Here is a 16,717-nt window from a genome sequence, read left to right as displayed (position 1 = left end):
CCTTGTGGACCGAAGGAGGCGACTGATGCGAACCGGGGAGGAGGTTCACCAGCGCGGCACTCACAAACAGGGCGGCATCGTTTGCGCCGGCAATTTCATTGTCGATCGCGTCCACACCCTGTCCTATTGGCCCGAACAGGGCAATCTCGCCCATATCCTGCACCAGGATCTGGGCGTGGGTGGCGGGGCCGCCAATGTCGTCACGGATCTCGCCTCGCTCGGATTTCGCGGAAGGCTTGCGGCGGCGGGGTGCATCGGTGCCGATCAGGACGGAGAGATCGTCAAGGCCCGGCTTGCGGCGGCGGGCGTCGATATCGGTGGTCTCACCGCGCTCGCCGACCGGATGACGGCGCATACGCATGTCATGAATGTGCCCGGCCAAAACCGCACCTTCTTCTATCATGGCGGCGCCAGCGATGCCGTGACGGACAAGCTCATCTCACCCGCGACCTTCGCCGAGGCCGGATATCGGCTGTTCTATCTCGGCTATCTCATGCTGTTGCCGGGCCTCGACCGAATAGGGCCCGACGGTTCGTCGGGAGCCTCGCGCCTGCTCAAAGCCGCGCGCCGCGCGGGGCTGACGACCTGCGTGGATTTCGTTTCCAGCGAAGACTCGGAATTTGCTGAGAAGGTCGGCGTCGCTCTGCCCTTCTGCGACTTCCTGATCATCAACGAGATGGAGGCGGGCCGGGCAACCGGCGTTACCGTTCGCGATGCGAAGGGAGATTTGATCGAGGCGGAGCTTTTCAAGGCCGGAGAGCGGCTGCTGGCCGCAGGCGTCGCCAAGGGGGCGATCATCCACGCGCCGGAGATCTGCTTCTGGTTCGCGCCCGGCGCTGCCCCGATCATGGCGCATTCACGCCCTGTCGATCCCAATGACATCGTCAGCACTGTCGGCGCCGGCGATGCCTTCTGTGCCGCCGTGCTCTACGGCCTGCATGAGAACTGGCCAGTCGAGCATATCTGCGCCGTCGCCCATGCCGCGGCTGCGTATTGCCTGACGGGCGCGACGGCCACCGACGGCATCCCCGACATGTCGATCCTCCTCCGGGAGGCGAACGAGACGACCCCAGCCTAGCCGATGCCAGGCAGTCAATAGGGAGGAGCAGATGAAGCTAATCACCATGGCAGCCGCGCACGGCCGCTTTGCCGGTGCAGATGCGGCCGAGGAGGCACGGCGATGACAGATACGGAAACGGGGCGGCTCTCCGGCAAGGTGGCATTGGTCACGGGAGGAGCAAGCGGCATCGGCAAGGCGGTATGCCAACGCTTCGCCGCCGAAGGCGCCAGGGTTGTCGTCGCCGACCTCGACGCTGGCAAATGCGTGGCCGTGGCGGAAGCGATTGGCGCTGATGCCTTGGGTGTCGCGCTCGATGTGACCCGCCAGGACAGCATCGAAGACGCCGTGCGCTTTTCCATCGCCGCTGCCGGCAAGATCGACATTCTGGTCAACGCCGCCGGCATTTACGAGGTCGAGTCCATTCTGGAAATATCCCGGGAGCGGACGGCGAAGGTGTTTCAGGTCAATATCGAAGGCCTGATCTTCATGACACAGGCCGTTGCCCGGCACATGGTGGAGAGAGGGGCCGGTGGACGCATCATCAACTTCTCGTCCCAGGCCGGGCGTCGGGGCGAAGGGCCGGCGGTGGCTTACTGCGCTTCCAAGGCGGCGGTCATCAGCATCACGCAAAGCTGCGCCCTCGAGCTGATCCGCTACAGGATCAACGTCAACGCCATCGCTCCCGGCGTCGTCGATACGCCGATGTGGGATGTCGTCGATGCAAAACTCGGCAGCCGCGAAGGGTTGCAACCCGGCGAGGTGAAGGCGCGCGTGGCCGCTGCCGTCCCGGCCGGGCGATTTGGCGCCGCTGAGGAACAAGCCGCCATGGCGGCCTTCCTGGCCGGGCCCGATGCAGCATACATCGTGGCGCAGTGCTACAATGTCGATGGCGGCAATGTCATGAGCTGAGCGCTTGGCCGTGCCGGAATGGCTTGGTTACCGCGAAGCAGTCGAACCTGAGGTCTGGAGGAGTGGAATGAGGGCTGTACGCTTGGAGTCAATCGGGTCTTTGACCATGCGCAGCGTTGACAAACCGGTTGCAGGTCCTGGCGAGCTGCTTGTCCGGGTCATGGCGGCGGGCATCTGTGGTTCCGATCGCCATATGTACAAGGGCGAATATCCGACGTCCATCCCCGTCACCATGGGTCACGAATTTTGCGGCATCGTCGAAGAGATCGGCGAGGGTGTCGCCCGGTTTGCCGGTGGTGAGATGGTGACGGTCGACCCGAATATCGCCTGCGGCACCTGTCCGGCATGTGCGCAGGCGCGGCCGAACCTGTGCGAAAGCCTGACCGCCATCGGTGTGACCCGCGACGGCGGCTTTGCGGAATATGTGGCGGTGCCGCAGGCGCAGGCATTCCTGCTGCCGGCCGGCCTTGATCCCGTTCATGGCGCCTTCTGCGAACCGCTGGCCTGCTGTATCCACGCCATCGACAAGGCAAGGATCCGCGCGGGCGACAACGTCGCGATCCTCGGCGGGGGCGTGATCGGCCTGCTGATGGTGCAACTCGCCCGCCTGGCTGGAGCGGGCAAGGTCATCTTGATCACGCGCCAGCAATCGAGACGCCAAACCGCGCTGCATCTGGGGGCAACGCACGCCTTCGACCCGACCTCGTCGGACACGGTCGCTTCGGTTCGAGAGGTCACCAAAGGCGGCGCCGACGTGGTCATCGAGTGCGCCGGCGTCAGCGAGACGCTTCAAAGCGGGTTGAGGATGGCGCGGCGCGGTGGCACCTTCGTGCTTTTCGGGGTCACGCCGGCCGGTGTCGAAGTCCCCGTTTTGCCCTTCGATCTGCTGGTCAACGAAGTCGACATCAGGCCGGCCTACCTCAACCCCTTCACCCATTCGCGCGCTGCGGCACTGGTGGCAAACGGCGCATTGGAACTGGACGCATTGGTGACCAAAACCATAGGTCTCGAAGAGGTCGCCGACGTGGTAGGCAACGCGCCATTGCCAGGCGAGATCAAGGTCATCGTCCGGCCTTAGAACAGGATGATTTTAGGCCCGGTTGGCCTAAAATCTGAATCCTATTCTAAATTAAAGAGTTAGAGCATGATGTCGCCCGAAAACCGCTCACACTTTTCGGCATCATGCTCTAGGAGCTGTGGACACTTATCTGAGCCATAGGATTGTTGCGGCCAGAGCGATCATGGCTTTGTAATTTCGAATGGTTTTCTCATATCGTGTGGCGATGCGTCGAAACTGCTTGAGCTTCGAGAAGCAGCATTCGACGAGATAACGCTGAGCATAGAGTTGCTTGTCGAGCGGATACTTCTTGGCACGCGAGGGGTTGTTCGGGATGACCGCTTGCGCGCCCTTGTCGGCAATGAGTTTGCGTAGCCTTTCGCTGTCGTAGGCCGTATCGGCCATGACGACCTCGGCTGGCAGGTCTTCGATCAGGAGATCGGCTTGCGGTGCATCGCCTTTCTGACCGGCGGTCAGAATGAAACGAACGGGACATCCAAGGCCACGCACGGCCATATGGATTTTGGTGCTCAAGCCGCCGCGGGAACGGCCAAGGGCCTGATCTTCAGCCCCTTTTTTGCGCCGGAGGCGTGCTGGTGGGCGCGAATAATAGTGCTGTCGACGATCAGATATTCGAAGTCGGTATCCTCCGACATCGCCTCAAAGACACGCCACCAGACACCCTTTTGGCTCCAGCGGCTGAAGCGGCGAAACACGCTGTTCCAATCACCGAACACCTCCGGCAGATCGCGCCAGGGCGAACCCGTCCGCACGATCCACAAGATCGCTTCCACAAACATGCGATTGTCACGTCCAGACGAACCGCGCGTGCGATCGTCGCCAATGATATGGCGAGACATCCGCTCCCACTGGTCATCTCGAAGAATGAGACGATCTAAAACACCCATGACTGCCTCCAAAAGACAGTCTTGAATCTGATTTGCTCACCTTTGGGAATCTGGAGGGTTCTGTGAGGTCCGGGCGCTGTGCGTGCGGCATTCACTGATCGGACCTCATTGAAGCCGGATTGAGCGAAGGCGCGGGTTGTTTGGCGCTATGGGGATTTAGCCGAAGCGGTGGATGGCGTTTTGCAGGGTTGAGCCTTGCCGGAGCCCGTGGACAGGTATGGAAGGAGATTCTTGCCGGTATTTGCGGTGTCTTTGACGCGCCTGTCGGCTGGTTTGCATCGACCGAAACGTCGCTCGGGCACGATTGGCCAAAGCACTCGCACCGCGGCTCTTCGGCATGCCGACGCTGATCGTTGCAATGATGGCGCGCGTGGTATGATCATGAACTGTCGTTCCATGCTGGCCGACGTACCGGCTGGAGCGGGGTCCACGCGCCGATGATCGTCATGGTTCCGCCGCAACAGGAGCAGCGGTGCAGCAAAGGTGGTGGCTTTGTGTCCGGTTCTTCGACCGGGTGTTCCGGCGGCGGGACGTCGAGCAGGCTTCGGCACAGGTCCAGCTTCAGTTGCCGATGGCCATTGGCAAGCAGGCCATAATGACGAATGCGGTGAAAGCCGTCCGGAACGGTGTGAAGCAGGAAACGGCGGATGAACTCGTGGGCATCGAGCGTCATTACCTTTTGCCTGCCGCCCGTTCGATAGTCCTTCCATCGGAATGTGACTCGATCGCCATCGATGCTGACGAGGCGGGAATTGGAGATGGCAATGCGATGGGTATAGCGCCCGAGATAGGCCAGCACCTGTTCGGGTCCGGCAAATGGCGGCTTGGCATAGACCACCCAGGCGACACGCCGCGTTTCTTTGACAATGTGATTGAACGCCGCCGGATTGGCCAGGCCGGCGATATCGCCAAAGAACCGAAGCTGGTCCAGGTCGTAGGCCTGCTTCAGCTCTTCAAGAAACAACCGCCTGAACAGGGATGACAGAACGCGCACGGGCAGGAAGAAGTTTGCCCGGCAGGGAACCCAACGGGACTGGTCCGCCGACAATCCGCCGCCCGGCACGATGCAGTGGATATGAGGGTGAAAATGGAGGTTCTGTCCCCAGGAGTGCAGCACCGCGATGAAGCCGATCTCTGCACCCAGATGCCTGGGATCGGCAGCAAGCTTGCGCAACGTCTCGGCGACGGCGCGAAACAGGATCGTGTAAACGGCATGTTTGTTCTGGAAGGCAATTGCGGCGATCTGCTGCGGTAGGGTGAAGACCACGTGGAAATAGCCGACAGGCAGAAGGTCGGCCTGTCGGGCAGCAAGCCAGTCACGGCTCGCCTGTCCCTGGCACTTTGGGCAATGCCGGTTGCGACAGGAATTATAGGCGATGCGGAACGCCGCGCAGTCCTGACATTGCTGGACATGCCCGCCCAGGCGAGCGGTCCGGCACATCTCGACCGCACTCATGACCCGGCGTTCGACACGCCCGAGATGGGTGTCGTGGGCTTGACGATATCTTTCCCCGTGGCGGCGAAAAATATCCGCCACCTCCAGTCCCGCCGCCATGGCGAAACTTGCTCAGCTTGGCGGCACCACCTCCAGCGTCAGTCGGTCGAGCGGGCTGGTCGTGCTGCGGATCAGGGTATTGGAAACCTTCGTGTAGCGTGCCGTGGTGGACAGATTGTTGTGGCCGAGCAAAACTTGGATGATGCGGATGTCGGTTCCGCTTTCCAAAAGATGGGTGGCAAAGCTGTGGCGCAGCGTATGCACCGTTACCCTTTTGTCGATGCCGGCCGCGGCGCACGCCGAACGGCAGGCAGAATACAGAACCTGGACGTCGATGGGCTTGGTCTCGTCCCGACCCGGAAACAGCCAGACCTCGGGTCTCGCCAGCCGCCAATAGACCCGCAGGATCGCGAGCAACTGCGCTGACAGCATGACGTTGCGATCCTTTCCGCCCTTGCCATGCTCGACGCGGATGATGCCGCGTTCGCCATCAATGTTGCGGACCTTGAGATGGACAGCTTCCGAGGCGCGCAGCCCCGCCGCATACGCTGTCGTCAGTGCGGTACGGGTCCTCAGGCTTGGAACGGCTTCCAGAAACCGCACGATCTCGTCGCCGTTGAGGATCGTCGGCAGCTTGGCCGGTGTCCGGGCATAGGCAATGCGCTCCGGTATCTCGCCATGACCAAGCGTGACGCCAAAGAAGAACCGCAGGGCACAAACTGTCTGGTTCAAGGCTGGCCATGATAGGCCCGATGAAACCAGATGCACCTGAAACGCGCGCACGTCTTCCAGTCCAAGACGGTCTGGCGATCGCCCGAAATAGCGCGAGAACTTCGTTACCGCATGTAAATACGATCGTTGCGTTGCTGGCGAAAGATTGCGGATCGTCATGTCATCGATCATGCGCCGGCGTAGAGGGCTCATCTCCGTCATCGTCATCTCCTGATTGAAGGTTGGGCAAAACAGCCCATTCCTTCAATCAGGAGCGCTTCATGCAATCAGATCCTCCAAATGCCGCGAAAGCGGCTTCGTTCAATCCCAAGAGTCCACGACTCCTAGAGCATGGTGCTGCGGACGGGGCCGGTGGAATCGCGCGCAATCAGCGTGACCGGCACTTTGACGATCGCAGCCTGTCGAGATCCGCCTCCTGTTTGCTGGTCGTCGATCAGCGCTTCCAGCAGCCGCGCTGCCTGCTGCCCGACATTGCGGATCGGCTGTGCGACCGTTGTCAGCCGTGGGAAGACGTAGGCTGCCTCCGGCAGGTCGTCGAAGCCCACGACCGAATAATCGGTCGGAACGGAATATCCGCGATCCTGGACGGCATGGATTGCCGCAATCGCCGAAACGTCGGTGGTGCCGATGATCGCGGTGATTTCAGGCCAAGACGCCAGCAATTCGCGTGCCAGCCGGTAGGTCTCCGCGAAACTGTGCTCTTCTGCCATCGCCACGACGGCAGGCGTGATGCCGTCTTTCGCCATTTCCGCCGTGATGCCCTGGAGCCGGAGTTGGATAGGCTGGCTGTGTGCCGGCGCCCCGACGATGGCGATCGCCCGGTGGCCGAGGCCGATCAGATGGCGCGCCATCAGCCGTCCGCCTTCCTCGTGATCGGCCATCACCGCGTCGTCGGCGATGCCGCTCAGCTCGCGGTCGATGGCGATGATCGGAATACCGGCACCCCGCAGCACCCCGAAATGCTCGATGCTGCCGAAGGCGCTTGCGACGATGACGCCATCGACGCGCTGGGCAAGCAGCATGGAAATGTAGCGCGCCTCGTGATCCATATTTTCCGCCGTGCTGCAGATCAGCGTCTGATAGCCGTGCTGAAACAATTCCTGTTCGATGGCATGGGCGAGGATACCGAAGAACGGCACGTCAATCGACGGCAGCATCAGCCCGATCATCCGGCTTGGTGCACCACGCAGCATACGGGCACCCTTGCTGGGTGTGTAGTTCAGTGCCCGGATCGCCGCCTCTACGCGGTCCCGGAGCTCAGGCGAGGCGTAACCGCTGTTGTTGAGCACACGCGAGACCGAAGAGACCGACGTTCCGGCAAGTTTGGCGATATGTCTGATGCTGGTCGTCACAGGCCGGCATTTCTCTCTTTTGCAGCACCGAGCGTCTTCAGACGCCACAGCAGTTTGAATGCTGCACAACTTATCCCTAAATCGATTCCGATCTAAGCAATTCCTACGCCACAACCAAGCCATTTCATGGACACCTGATGAGCGACACGGTCATCCTTTTTCACGGCATTGCCCGGACGAAGAAAAGTATGGAGAAGCTTGCGGCCTTCCTGTCCGACAAGGGATATCGGGTTGTGAATGTCGGTTACCCCTCCACCAGGTTTTCGATCGGCGATCTCGTCGACATCGTTCGACCGCAGATCGACGCGGCTGCGAAGGAGGCAGGCGACGGCCGTGTGCATTTCATCGGTTATTCGATGGGTGGGCTCATCATCCGTGCTTTTCTCAGGAACCATCGCCCGTCGAACCGGGGAAGAGTGGTCATGGTCGGAACGCCGAACAATGGCAGTGAGATTGCCGATTTCCTCAAAACCTGGCCGCTCTACAGGAAATTCTATGGACCGGCAGGGCAGCAATTGATTACCGATCAAACCGCAATGACCAAGCTGTTCGGCACTGTCGATTACGAACTCGGCATCATCGCCGGGAACCGGACCATCGACCCGGTCTCTTCCCTGATCATCGGCCTCAGAATTCCGAATGATGGGAAGGTGTCGGTGGAGAGCACGCGTCTCGACGGCGCCGCGGCGCATATCGTCATTCCCGCCAACCACACTTTCTTGCCGGTCAACAAGCTTATGTGGAGGCAAGCCCTGTCGTTTCTGCAGGATGGGCGGTTTATGAACTGACCACGGACGGCTGCCTCATCGAGACAGTTTCAAAACGCACAGCTTGGGCAAGACCTCACCGTTGAACGGTGAGGTCCTGCTTGACCTTTGAAATCAGCAGGCGGGAGCCGTCAGCGGTGAAGTGCCCATAGTCGAATTGCACCGGGTCACCGCCTTTTGTCCACACGATACAATCGGGGTTGCACATCGTCTTATAGGTAGAGATGTACATTGCCCCGCTTCCGGCCAATGCGTCGCGAATGTCTACACCGATGTGCTGCCGAGGCGCCAAATGATCGGCGGCATGAAATGGCTGCTTCTCATAGAGACTGTGAGCGAGCAGCCGCGGCAAGGAGGATTTATACTCTGCCACTGGTCCGAAGACGACGATCTTTTTGGCAAAGGGTGACAGGTAGTCCACCGTCTTTCTGATGAGTTTGACGTCATCTGCCGTCCAGCGTCCGGCCAACACGAGAACATCGACCTTGTGGCTCGGCAAAAACTCTTTGAAGACGTAGTTCATGAGCTCCAGGCAGCGCTCTTCGCCTTCGGCTTCAAGAGTAGGACGGCATCCTGATGCGTTGGCTTGAAGGACGTTTGTTCCCGGCAGCGTTTTCAAGCCGGGATATAGGTGCGCAGCGTGACTATCACCGACGAGCGCTATGTTTTGCTGATTATTTGAGAGAGCCAAGCAGCTATCGCGATCGTATTTTTCGATACCGTCGTTTGACGTAAGGAAGCATTTTCCACTGCGGAAGGCTTTCGAGGGGTCGTAATCGGCAAATTCCGCCACCCGCTCAACGAGCTTGTTGTCGTCCTTCATTTGATCGGCGGCGAGTTGCCCGACGAATGCCAGCATTGCTACTGAGGCAATTGAGGCAGCCCCGGCGGCTACGGACACAAGGGGCCGGTATCGCATCGTTCGGAAGGGCGTTTCGATAAATCGCCACGAGAAATATGCGACGACAAAACTCAAAGCGACGGGCACCAATTGCCAGCCATGCTCCCACGCCCCGTACTGGTTCGAAAACACCCAGATCGGCCAATGCCACAAATAGAGGGAATAGGAGATCAAACCTATCGAGGTGGCGACCCGCAATGATAGAAGCCTGCTGACCAGCGTGCCTGGACCCGCCCAGATGATCAGAGCCGTGCCTGCCGTCGCGGGCAAGGCCATCAACCCTGGAAACTCTGAGGTTTTAGACAATAGCAGTGCGCTGAGGCCGATCGCCAAGGCGCCGATTGCCGAAAGCGCATTGTTCATCCGCATATCGGAAAATTTTGTCAATGCCGGTGCTGCGATGAGGGAGCCTACCAGCAGCTCCCACGCGCGATATTGCACAAGATAGAAAGCTGCAGAGCGGTTGATTGGAACAGCGATGATGGAAGCAATGATGCTGACTGCGAAAAGTCCCGCTATGGCTATCCCGGTTGCCTTGCGCCCATACCGGCTCGCTGCCATGACGATCAGCGGAAAAATGACGTAGAACTGCTCTTCGACGGACAACGACCATGTGTGCAGGACCGGATTGAATTCCGCGGAATCATCGAAATATCCAGTCGTCAGATAAAAGTAAGCATTTGAAGCAAAGAGCGCGGAGGACGTCACGGACTTGAAGACCCGCAGGCTTTCGTCAGGCAGCATCGTATAATACGAAATCGCCATCACGACAGCATACATGGCCACGACAGCGGGAAGAATTCGTTTGGCCCGACGGCTATAGAAGTTGCCGATCGAAAATCGGCCATCGCTCACTTCGGCGAGGATTATTTTCGTAATCAGGAAGCCCGATATCACGAAAAAAATGTCCACCCCGATAAATCCGCCGGGGAGAATGCGATCAAATCCGCAGTGATAAAGAATCACAAAAATGACGGCTACGGCTCGCAGGCCGTCGATATCTTGACGATGCGTAATCATTGTCGGCCTCGGTGTTTGGCCTCCCGGGATTTCGTAACGTGAGACCGTTCAATATGCAACCAGAGTCATGGAAAAATGAAACCACTCGCCCTATAGGCGCTTTCGGCCCAGAAATAGAGGCCCAGCGAGCGAGCGCAAGGTCATCTAGGTTTTCGAGATAGTGTTTATTTTACCACTGGTCCGATGGCGCCGACGAGGAGAAGAGTGACGTCCATCAGCTCAACAGTGATTGACTAAACAGCTGCTTTTCAACGGTCCCCAACTCAGGTCACAGAAGAAGACTGACGGGCGATTAAAATGGGCTGCTGAAATGCAGCGGCGGCGTTGCCAGAACGGCATGCAGGAAAAATCGGGCGAACATGTGACGAGCCCGGTGCCGACCGATCCCGGACCCGAGATGCGATTCGGCTTCAACGCACTTCAAGGGCATCGGCTGGTCGAAGGCGACAATCGGGGCGGACTGTTTCTATTGGTCCATTTGCATAGATTCTCCGCGGCCGTTCAGGTTGAGATAATTTTCAGATATTCAAACATCCGCCACACCGCCGCTCACCATTGAGAGCGACAAGCGTATCGAAGGAAGATCTGATGCCCGCCATCTTGCGAAAGAAAATTCATGGAGCATCCACACGGGGCCAGGTCATCGACGGTGCTGAGGATATCGGCGTCGCTTATCAGGTCTTTTCCGACACCGTGGTCGAAGACGTGGTGGTCAAGAATTCTCCGCGCGGCTTCAAATTTCACAACGGCAAGAATCTTGTCGTAAGGCGCTGCGAAACAGAAAATGTGAACGGCGACGGCATTTACCTTACGATGACGTCGAATGTTTTGCTGGAAAACAACCGCGTCGGCGCAGCGCCCGGCCAGGGAGCGGATTGTTGCCAATTCGCCTACGAAAACAAAGATAGCTACATAAGTTCCAATGTGGTGGTCCGGGGCAACCTTTTTCTACAAAGGCCGACCAGCACCTCGAACAAGGGTGCGCTGGTTTGCGGCCGGACCCGGAACTACCTCGTTGAATATAATTTCATCGGCGGGAAGAATTTTTCTTTTTCATCGATCGGGGACGATGCGGTCGTGCGCAGTAACATCATGCGCGACGGCAGGATGAACGACTATTCCTTCGGTTATGGAGTTGGCGATCAAGTCAGCCATGGCGGCCACCACGTTTATGACAACAGGATCGAGAACAGCAATCGCGGCGTGAGTTTGAGCGGTTATTCCGATGAGAATCTGGCTTTCCGCAAAAATATGAATATCCACGATAACGTCATCAGCGAATGTGACATCGCTTTTTTCGCCAACCGACCATGGTCGGGAAGCTTTCGACGCAACGTATTCCTGCGGTGCAAGCAGGGCGTTCTGCTGAAGGGAAAAGGGGAGGCGACTGCGGGGGAAATTGACGGCAACTATTTCAATGACGGCAGCTTTCTGAACGTCACTGCGCCGCCGCTTCGCCTCAAGCCCGACGGAAAGGCTTCCGTTTCTTCAGGTGAATGGACATCCGAGCCCGACGAAATCCGCATCCAGTGGCGTGATAAGGGGATCGATATACCGGGCGCCAACCGGCCATCGATAACGGTCGAAGCCGGCATGGAATTGTCATGCGTCTTGCTCGCCCGCAAGGAGCAGAATTGGATGTTGGCGATCGCTGAGACTGCTTATGACGATTTCACGCCGCGCGCGTGGCAGGAAAACATGCTGCCCTGGCAGAAGCGGTATTTCTCGATTTGAACGGCTGCTCGCATGCCCATCCGGCGGCCGACGATATTGACCGATGCGACAAGAACGACGGAATGAGGCGCTCTACCGCCAGACGTCGAACACACCTTCCCTCAAGGCTGGCGTTGATTCCGGTTTGTTCGCAACCTGGGACGCAGTTCCGAGAGTGCGATGACCATATGTGGCCAGCAAATGAAAGGTGCCAGCATCATGCCTGCCTCGGTCATGGCTCCAAGCATGATGAGGATGATGATAACAATTTCCTTTCGCCTGGCGCCGGATTCTGCCGGATCGGGGTCGACGATTGTCATCTTCCGGAACACGCGGGTCAGCGCAAACAACGTCCATGCGGTAACGCCTGGAATGCCGATATTGAGCGCTAGCTCAAGATAGGTGTTATGGGTCGATCGTGCATCGAAGGTAACCTTGACGTACTCTTCCATGACATCGGGCTGACGAAACATCGCAAACCCATAACCTGTTAGGGGCCTATCCCAGATCAATGGCAATAGCTGTTCCCAGATATTGGTGCGACCGGAGAAAGTAATATCTTTGCCGAATGCTTCTGCAACCGCTGAAGCCACGCCGAGGTAAACGAAGCTGGCGCCGAACCCGATGATCACGAACAACAGGAAAACGACGAAGGAACGGAAAAGACGGTTCGGGTAAATGTGAATAACGCGAATGCCATACAGCATCATGCTGCCGAACATCGTCAAGACGACAGCGGTCGAGGACTTCGTTGCCACAATCAAGGCAAGAAGGCAGAGCATTGCAGCCCAGCGTACCAGGGTACTGTAACGAAGCCGGCCGAGTTTCTCCGTCGAGAGCAGGCAGACAAAACTGATCGAGGAAAACTGCCCCAACGTGTTCTTATGATAAAATGCGCCTTTGACCATGCCCGCATAGCTGCCGCGCATGATGGCGAATTGTGGGAAAGCTGCCGTGTAGAGAACGTTGATGAATGCGGCGGCAATCGCAAAACGCCCGAGGACTCGGAAGGCTTCGACATTGCCGTAGCGCGCGCGGTACAGAAGAGGCGGGATGGCGAGAACGATGACCGCAGCCAATCCTTTTAAGGATGCGGTCTTGTCGATGGAGAAGACGATCGATGTCAGGCACGAAATGCCGACAACCACGATGAACGGCGAAAACCTTGAAAAGACCCGTAGGAACTGTTTCTGTTCCAACAGAAAATATAATCCTGACAAAGGGATAAGGCCGTAGAGCAATATTTTCATCGGCAGCGGGTCGACCGCGGCGCCGTCGTCGAAGTTTGCAGGCAAGCCGTACCACATGCCTGTCGCCCGCCATAGAGACGTGTAAAATGCTATCGTAAGGACCAGCTTTGCCAGCACATCGCGCCGGACGCGCCACCGAGGCACAGACTGCCGGTGGTAGCCCGCCGGATAGTGGTGTCTTGCCAAAGCTGCATTTTCTATCGTCATTAAAGGCTCATATAAATCAATCTGCAGAACCCCGGCTGTTCGCCACGATCAAGGCGATGCCGGTATTCGATTGAACGGAGGCGGGAACTGATCTGCGCATCCTCGGCTTCCGCTCGCGAAGAACGAATTCGTTTTTGGCGGTTTCGATAACGTCGTCCTAGTTTCCCAAACTGCCCGTTTCGGTGGGCGATTTGGCCAGGGCAATTTGACCAGTGGCCCCAAGCTTCTTGAGGCGGCACGTCTCACTTCGCCATGCGGCGCGACTTTAAGCGAACTCATTCCGCGAATCCAGCCGATATAATCATGTCATCATGTCGCGCCGTTAACCGTCCGATCGACTCTGGACTATTGGCACTACCCAGGCGATTTTACGGCGAACCCAATTTTCGGAACCAAACATCGGCTCCGCCGTTGAATGCGATGTCCAACCGTGTCCGGGAGACAGACATGGCACGTCAGACATTCTGGAAGGGCTACCTCAAGCTCTCGCTGGTGACGGCCGCCGTCTCGCTGACGCCGGCGACGACCGAAAGCAACAAGGTGCGCTTCCACGTTCTCAATCGCCAGACGAAGAATCGCGTCGAAAGCCGCTATGTCGACAGCGTCACCCACAAGCCGGTCGCCGACAGGGATCAGGTGAAAGGGTATCCGCGCGGCGAGGACGACTATGTGCTGCTTGAAGACGAGGAGATCGAGGAGGTCGGGCTCGAAAGCACCCGCACCATCGAGATCGACAGTTTCGTGCCGCGCGGCTCGATCGACTGGATCTGGTACGACAAGCCGCATTTTCTGGCGCCCGAGGATAAGGTCGGGGTGGAAGCCTTCTGCGTCATCCGTGAGGCGATGAAGGCAAACGATGTCGTCGGCATCGCCCGTCTGGTGCTTTATCGTCGCGAGCGTGCCGTGCTCCTGGAGCCGCAGGGCAAGGGCATCGTTCTCTGGACGCTGCGTTATGGCGACGAGGTGCGTGAACCTGTGGCCGAACTCGACAGCAAGGCCGAGATCGACAGCAAGCTTTTGACATTGATGAAACAGCTGGTGAAGGAAGAGACCAAGGATTGGAGCCCGGCCATGGTGCAGGATCCGATCCAAAAGCGCCTGAAGTCGATGATCCGCGGCAAGCAGAAGAGCCTGAAGAAGGCCGCGCCCGCGAAAAAGCCCGCACCGGTGAAATCGACCGGCAACGTCATCAACATCATGGATGCGCTGAAGAAGAGCCTTGCCGCGGATGATGGGCGCAAACCGCATTAGCGAAAACGTGGGGGCATTTCACCCGACAGGTCTCGAGAGCCAGCTCAGCTCGCCTTCTTGCTGCGGTTGTCGCTGCGCGCCGTCGCCTTCTTCGCCGGCGCCTTCTTTGCAGCGGCCTTGCCGCTCACCCCAGCGCTCTGTCGCAGCGCCTCCATCAGGTCGACGACCTTGCGTTCCGGCGGCTGCTTCTTCTTTGGCGGTGCCCGGCCCTCGATTTTCGCCTTCACCAACTCGACAAGGGCAGCTTCGTAGCGATCCTCATATTCGCTCGGGTCGAAGCTGCCTTGCTTAGTCTTGAGGATATGGCCTGCAAGTTCGAGCATCTCCTTGTCGAATTTGATGTCGGGAATGTCGTCGAAGACGCTGTCGGCCGAGCGCACCTCGTAGTCGAAGTTGAGCATGGTCGCGACGATGTGGTCACCTTGCGGGCGGATCAGCAGCGTCCGGTTGCGTCGGAAAAGCACGGCTTCGGCAAGCGCCGCGACCTTGCCGTCAAGCATGCTCCTGGCAATCAACGCCAGCGCCTCTTCATCATGTTCGTCCACGGGCGCGAGATAGTACGGACGGTCGAAATAGAGCTTGTCGATGCCGTCATAGGCGATGAAAGCCTTGATATTCAGCACCTTGTCACTTTCCGGCATGAGTGCGGCGATCTCGTCGCCCTCGATGACGATGTAATCGCCATTCTCCAGCTGGTAGCCCTTGACCTGGTCGTCCCGCTCGACCGGCTTGCCAGTCTCGCTGTCGATGAATTGCCGCTCCACCCGGTGACCGGTCCTGCGATTGATGATGTTGAAGGAGACGCGGTCGGAGGAGGAAATGGCGGTGTAAAGCCCGACGGCGCAGGCAAGGTCGCCCACCTTCAGATGACCTTTCCAGCTTGCCCGCGCGGCCATTCCATCCTCCGTCGCAGATCAGACCCGACTGTTGCTCTTGTCGGTTTCGAGTTCCTGAAAGGCCCATCCGCGGCCGTCGGGCGCGGGATAGGCGAGAAGCGCATCGCCATCGCCGATCTTCTGGCGCGACGCGGCATCCCTGGCGTAAACGATCGCTTCATCGGCCGTGGCATAGGTTTCAGAAAGCGTGTCGCCGAGCTTGTAAGCCCAACCATTGTCATGCGGCACGACCTGGTAGGTAATATCGGCCATTTCGGATCTCCTCTTTAGTTGCGATTTGGTTTGCGCCGCTCGTCGAGGGCGATGATCTTCTCCACGGAGGCGATATCCTCGCTGGTGACGACAGGCACCGGATCGGCCGCGATCGCCTCCAGCACCTCTCGTGAGACGGCGCCGTTGCGGATCGCCCATTCCAGCGTCTCGCGTGTTTCGCGCTCGGCCTTCAGCTGCGCATAAAGCGCGGCGATCAGCCGATCGCGGGCGTCCATTTGCCGGCCCTGGCGATCCATACTGCGGACATCAGGCATCGCAATCCACCTTTGTCACGGATTTCGTTCAGGTGTAATCAACTGATGACGGATGGAAAGGTTCCGAAACCGATGCGTGGCACATGCCTCTTGCGGCGCCGGGCGGCGATTGCCATCTGCAGAATGTTCGTCAAAGGATTTCATCATGGTCGATCTCAAGGCCCGCCCCCGCCCGACCGGCGCCACCGCCGCTCTCGGCCGCACCGGTTTTCCGCATGTCACCTCCGCCACCAAGGGCGAGATCGATATCGTCACCTCGCCTTCGCAGCCGGGTTTCAATCCGCTCGACCTGCTCTATGCCTCGCTCTCGGCCTGCCTTGTGCTCAGCGCCCGCATGGCCGCCAGCCAGATGGGCGTTCTCGACAGGATCAGCGACATCACCGCCAAGGTCACCGGCGAGAAGGCGACGGAAGGCCTTTCGCGTGTTGCGAGGTTCAATATCGCCTTCTCGATCAAAGGCGATATCGATGAGGAGACCCGGCAGAAAATCGTCCATGCGGCCGAACACGAGATCTGCACGGTGAGCAATACGATCCGCGGCAACCCAGATTTTTCGACGACGATATCGGCATAGGCTCAATCTATATAATATTTATAGACAATTGCCGGCAAAGGATTGCGCGGCCCACGCCCGGCTTCTATGCTTGGGCATCGAAAGCGATGATACGGCCA

At 58.6% G+C, this 16,717-nt stretch carries 16 protein-coding genes; 7 read left to right on the top strand and 9 right to left on the bottom strand.

Annotated features, from left to right (window positions below; genetic code table 11):
* Positions 1-25: 25 nt before the first annotated feature.
* The 3 genes from ACS4RS_RS04395 to ACS4RS_RS04385 all read left to right on the top strand — a co-directional run bounded on the left by ACS4RS_RS04395 (position 26) and on the right by ACS4RS_RS04385 (position 3,047).
* The gene (locus ACS4RS_RS04395) at positions 26-1,078 is read left to right on the top strand and encodes a carbohydrate kinase family protein (RefSeq protein WP_449313897.1); all 1,053 of its coding nucleotides are present in this window, start codon (positions 26-28) and stop codon (positions 1,076-1,078) included.
* 102 nt (positions 1,079-1,180) lie between these two features.
* Entirely contained in the window at positions 1,181-1,969 is a 789-nt protein-coding gene (locus tag ACS4RS_RS04390) for an L-iditol 2-dehydrogenase (RefSeq protein ID WP_439008557.1), read from the top strand.
* A 67-nt stretch (positions 1,970-2,036) separates the two neighbouring features.
* Positions 2,037-3,047, top strand: coding sequence for a zinc-dependent alcohol dehydrogenase family protein (locus tag ACS4RS_RS04385; protein ID WP_439008558.1), 1,011 nt, complete (start codon positions 2,037-2,039; stop codon positions 3,045-3,047).
* Positions 3,048-3,173: 126 nt separating this feature from the next.
* Here the strand turns inward: ACS4RS_RS04385 and ACS4RS_RS04380 are convergent.
* The 4 genes from ACS4RS_RS04380 to ACS4RS_RS04365 form a co-directional block, all read right to left on the bottom strand.
* Positions 3,174-3,934 (bottom strand): IS5 family transposase gene (locus ACS4RS_RS04380; RefSeq protein WP_439011758.1). Its coding sequence is split into 2 segments (ribosomal slippage): positions 3,174-3,607 and positions 3,607-3,934, totalling 762 coding nucleotides; the frame shifts between segments, so codons are not numbered across the junction.
* A gap of 379 nt (positions 3,935-4,313) precedes the next feature.
* A complete protein-coding gene (locus ACS4RS_RS04375) occupies positions 4,314-5,489 on the bottom strand; it encodes an IS91 family transposase (protein WP_439008559.1) in 1,176 nt (391 codons plus the stop codon).
* Between the two features lie 12 nt (positions 5,490-5,501).
* Entirely contained in the window at positions 5,502-6,362 is an 861-nt protein-coding gene (locus ACS4RS_RS04370; RefSeq protein ID WP_439008560.1) for a tyrosine-type recombinase/integrase, read from the bottom strand.
* A 122-nt stretch (positions 6,363-6,484) separates the two neighbouring features.
* Complete coding sequence (locus ACS4RS_RS04365; RefSeq protein WP_439008561.1) at positions 6,485-7,513, bottom strand: substrate-binding domain-containing protein; 1,029 nt, start codon at positions 7,511-7,513, stop codon at positions 6,485-6,487.
* A 137-nt stretch (positions 7,514-7,650) separates the two neighbouring features.
* Here ACS4RS_RS04365 and ACS4RS_RS04360 point away from each other — a divergent pair, with 137 nt between their 5' ends.
* Positions 7,651-8,301 carry an alpha/beta fold hydrolase gene (locus tag ACS4RS_RS04360; RefSeq protein ID WP_439008562.1) on the top strand — a complete coding sequence of 217 codons (651 nt, stop codon included), beginning with the start codon at positions 7,651-7,653 and terminating at the stop codon, positions 8,299-8,301.
* Positions 8,302-8,356: 55 nt separating this feature from the next.
* Here ACS4RS_RS04360 and ACS4RS_RS04355 read toward each other — a convergent pair whose 3' ends face one another.
* A complete protein-coding gene (locus ACS4RS_RS04355) occupies positions 8,357-10,201 on the bottom strand; it encodes an SGNH hydrolase domain-containing protein (protein ID WP_439008563.1) in 1,845 nt (614 codons plus the stop codon).
* A 588-nt stretch (positions 10,202-10,789) separates the two neighbouring features.
* On the opposite strand from ACS4RS_RS04355, the gene ACS4RS_RS04350 reads away from it, so the two are divergent.
* Complete coding sequence (locus ACS4RS_RS04350; RefSeq protein ID WP_439008564.1) at positions 10,790-11,935, top strand: right-handed parallel beta-helix repeat-containing protein; 1,146 nt, start codon at positions 10,790-10,792, stop codon at positions 11,933-11,935.
* A 101-nt stretch (positions 11,936-12,036) separates the two neighbouring features.
* Here ACS4RS_RS04350 and ACS4RS_RS04345 read toward each other — a convergent pair whose 3' ends face one another.
* Entirely contained in the window at positions 12,037-13,371 is a 1,335-nt protein-coding gene (locus tag ACS4RS_RS04345) for an O-antigen ligase family protein (RefSeq protein ID WP_439008565.1), read from the bottom strand.
* A 447-nt stretch (positions 13,372-13,818) separates the two neighbouring features.
* Between ACS4RS_RS04345 and ku (ACS4RS_RS04340) the strand changes: the two genes are divergently transcribed.
* Complete coding sequence (gene ku / locus ACS4RS_RS04340) at positions 13,819-14,622, top strand: non-homologous end joining protein Ku (protein WP_439008566.1); 804 nt, start codon at positions 13,819-13,821, stop codon at positions 14,620-14,622.
* Between the two features lie 44 nt (positions 14,623-14,666).
* Here ku (ACS4RS_RS04340) and ku (ACS4RS_RS04335) read toward each other — a convergent pair whose 3' ends face one another.
* Genes ku (ACS4RS_RS04335) through ACS4RS_RS04325 form a run of 3 tightly spaced genes read right to left on the bottom strand, consistent with a single transcriptional unit; the run spans position 14,667 to position 16,045 of the window.
* Positions 14,667-15,518: a non-homologous end joining protein Ku gene (gene ku, locus ACS4RS_RS04335; RefSeq protein WP_439008567.1), complete on the bottom strand. Its 852-nt coding sequence runs from the start codon at positions 15,516-15,518 to the stop codon at positions 14,667-14,669.
* A gap of 18 nt (positions 15,519-15,536) precedes the next feature.
* Positions 15,537-15,770, bottom strand: a complete 234-nt coding sequence (locus tag ACS4RS_RS04330; protein WP_439008568.1) for a DUF2188 domain-containing protein — start codon at positions 15,768-15,770, stop codon at positions 15,537-15,539.
* Between the two features lie 14 nt (positions 15,771-15,784).
* Entirely contained in the window at positions 15,785-16,045 is a 261-nt protein-coding gene (locus tag ACS4RS_RS04325) for a hypothetical protein (protein ID WP_439008569.1), read from the bottom strand.
* A gap of 145 nt (positions 16,046-16,190) precedes the next feature.
* Between ACS4RS_RS04325 and ACS4RS_RS04320 the strand changes: the two genes are divergently transcribed.
* A complete protein-coding gene (locus ACS4RS_RS04320; RefSeq protein WP_439008570.1) occupies positions 16,191-16,619 on the top strand; it encodes an OsmC family protein in 429 nt (142 codons plus the stop codon).
* Positions 16,620-16,717 lie beyond the last annotated feature (98 nt).

It is taken from the genome of Rhizobium sp. F40D2 (assembly GCF_051810745.2).
Taxonomy (GTDB): Bacteria; Pseudomonadota; Alphaproteobacteria; order Rhizobiales; family Rhizobiaceae; genus Rhizobium.
The sequence above is the reverse complement of the archived record's forward strand: the minus strand, read 5'-3'. Positions and strand labels throughout refer to the sequence as shown.